Source organism: Polaromonas sp. P1_G4 (assembly GCF_056405475.1).
In genome coordinates, this window is the sequence record NZ_JBFUCA010000544.1 from 1 (window position 1) to 2,716 (window position 2,716).

3 protein-coding genes are annotated in these 2,716 nt (G+C 62.9%); 1 reads left to right on the forward strand and 2 read right to left on the reverse strand.

Annotated features, from left to right (window positions below; genetic code table 11):
* Positions 1 to 347: 347 nt before the first annotated feature.
* Complete coding sequence (locus AC1D1X_RS20230) at positions 348 to 980, reverse strand: ANTAR domain-containing response regulator (RefSeq protein ID WP_477671583.1); 633 nt, start codon at positions 978 to 980, stop codon at positions 348 to 350.
* Positions 981 to 1,219: 239 nt separating this feature from the next.
* Here AC1D1X_RS20230 and tsaD point away from each other — a divergent pair, with 239 nt between their 5' ends.
* On the forward strand, positions 1,220 to 2,263 hold the full coding sequence (gene tsaD / locus AC1D1X_RS20235; protein ID WP_477699004.1) for a tRNA (adenosine(37)-N6)-threonylcarbamoyltransferase complex transferase subunit TsaD: 1,044 nt from the start codon (positions 1,220 to 1,222) through the stop codon (positions 2,261 to 2,263).
* 98 nt (positions 2,264 to 2,361) lie between these two features.
* On the opposite strand, the gene AC1D1X_RS20240 is transcribed toward tsaD, so the two are convergent.
* On the reverse strand, positions 2,362 to 2,716 hold a 355-nt coding region (locus tag AC1D1X_RS20240), incomplete at its 5' end, for an Hsp20/alpha crystallin family protein (protein ID WP_477674070.1).

The window sequence follows — 2,716 nt, forward strand, 5'->3', positions numbered from 1 at the left end:
GCTCCTGATAGTTAAAACGAAAGACAAAAACAAAAAGGCGCTCGACCCGGGCAACACGTTGAACGTGATGCAGGGTGCGAACGCCTTTGTTCCTTGGGGGCACCACACACTTCGCCATTGAAGTGCTGTGCCGGTTGGCCATCTTTGACCAGTGCCTAGGGCATTGCAAAAGCTGTGCCAGCGATGCTGAGTGCTGTGACAGCGGGTCGTTTTGAGAAGGGAAAGTGCCCGGACGCACTGCCTGCACCAGTGGCTGCGGGGAAAGGCGGTGCGAGGCGGTGGTTTGATGCTTGCACCGTATTTGTGCGGTGCACCAATTGAGGGTTACCTGAGATCAGGCCCGGGATTTATCCCAGCAAATCCAGGGCGTCGAGCATGCGCTGGGCGACTTCGCCCAGCCGCAGGCCCTTATCCATCGCTGCCTTGCGCAGCTTTTCGAAGGCGGCCTGTTCGGTCAGGCCCTGGCGCTGCATCAGCATGCCCTTGGCCCGGTCTATGACTTTTCGGTCATGCAGCTCTGTTTTGGCGTGTGCCAGTTCCTTGCGCAGGCCCTGCTCGTGCTCAAAGCGCGCCATGGCCACGTCCAGGATAGGCCGAATGCGGTCCGGGGAGAGGCCGGCCACTACATAGGCCGACACGCCGGCGGCGACGGCATCCTTCACGTGGCTGGTGTCGTTGTCGTTGGTGAACAGCACGATGGGCCGACGGGCGTCCCGCGTCGCCATCACCACATGCTCCAGCGAATCGCGGGCCTCGCTTTCGGCGTCCACGATGATCATGTCGGGTTGCAGTTGCGCCAGGCGCTCGTCCAGGAAGGTATCGGCCGGGAGCACCGCGACGATGTTGTAACCGTTTTCCAGCAATCCGATGCGCAGCTGGCGCGAGCGCTCGGCCAGCTCCCGCGCATGGTCGTCATCGGACACGGACTCCAGCAGGTCCGGGGCGATGATGACAAGGCGCAGGGATTGGGACGGCGTCATGCAGGATTTAGTGCAAGAAACGTGCCCCCACGGTCATTCACTGCGTGTAACTCCTTACCTCCCCGAGGGGTCTGCCCGCCCTCCGGCCCGGCAAAGCCGGTTCCAGGGCTCATGCTGGGTTGAGGAGGGGCTCAACCAGCGGGAGCCGCGGGACTGGCTTTGCCAGACCGCAGGCACCGCCCCCTTGAGGGGGCAGGCTACACGTAGTGAGCCTGAACGGGGGGCTTTACACTCGAAGGATGAGAGTCTTGGGAATCGAATCGAGTTGCGATGAAACCGGTGTGGCGCTGGTGGATGCCAGCGGCAGTGGCGTGCCGCGCCTGCTGTCGCACGCCTTGTTCAGCCAGATCGACATGCACCAGGCTTATGGTGGTGTGGTGCCTGAGCTGGCGAGCCGGGACCATATCCGGCGTGTCTTGCCTTTGACGCATCAGGTGATGGCCGAGGCGGGCAGCAGCCTGGCGCAAGTGGATGTGGTGGCGTATACACGCGGCCCTGGGCTTGCGGGTGCGCTGCTGGTGGGGGCGGGTGTTGCTTGCTCGCTGGCGGCGGCGCTGGGCAAGCCTGCGATGGGTGTGCATCACCTGGAAGGGCATTTGCTGTCGCCCYTTCTGAGCGCCGACCCGCCCGAGTTTCCTTTTGTGGCGCTGCTGGTGTCTGGCGGCCATACCCAGCTGATGCGGGTGGACCGGGTCGGCAGTTACGAATTGCTCGGTGAAACCATTGACGATGCGGCAGGTGAGGCTTTTGACAAGTCGGCCAAGCTGATGGGCTTGCCTTATCCCGGCGGGCCCCATCTGTCGAAGCTGGCTGAGCACGGCGACTGCGCGGCCTTCAAGTTGCCGCGACCCTTGCTGCACAGTGGTGACCTGGATTTTTCATTTGCCGGGCTCAAAACCGCAGTGCTGACTCAGGCCAAAAAATTGGGTGCGGAGCTGGACAGCCGCAAGGCCGACCTCGCGGCATCCACGCAGGCGGCGATCGTGGAGGTATTGGTGAAAAAATCACTGGCCGCCATGGCGCAAACCGGGCTCAAACGCCTGGTGGTGGCGGGCGGCGTGGGCGCCAATGCGCTGCTGCGAAGCCAGCTCAATGCCGTGTGCAAGCAACGCGGTATTCGTGTGCATTACCCGGAACTGCATTTGTGCACCGACAACGGCGCCATGATTGCGCTGGCGGCCGGCATGCGGCTGCAGGCGGGGCTTGAAACGCTTCAGCGCGACTACACGTTTGATGTGAAGCCGCGCTGGAGTTTGACCCCCACGGTCGCTCGCGCCGCGTAGTTCCCCGTCCCCCCGAGGGGGCCGCTGCGCCTGCGGCCCGGCAAAGCCGGTTCCACGGCCCCGGCTGGCAGGGACGGCTAACCGGCTTTGGTCGGTGGTTACTGGATGTCGAGGTGGGTGACGTTGCTGACAGGGACTTTTTTGCCCAGTGTCAGGGTCAACACGCCGTTTTCCAGTTTGGCGCTGCTGTTGGCGGTATCGATTTCCAGCGGGAAGCGCCATGCGGCCTTGATTTTGCGGGGTGCGTCTTCCTTGCTGGAGACACGAACCACGTCGCCTTCAATGCCGATATCCAGTTGTTCGCGGGCCAGGCCGGGAACGTCGAATTGCAGGGTATATGCCTTCTCGAGGTCTTCCACGTTGGCGGCCTTGGCGGCGCCGGTGTCAGACAACGAGGAGAAGGTGTCGTTGAGGAATTTTTCCAGGGCGCCGTTGCTCACGACGGGTGCGTAG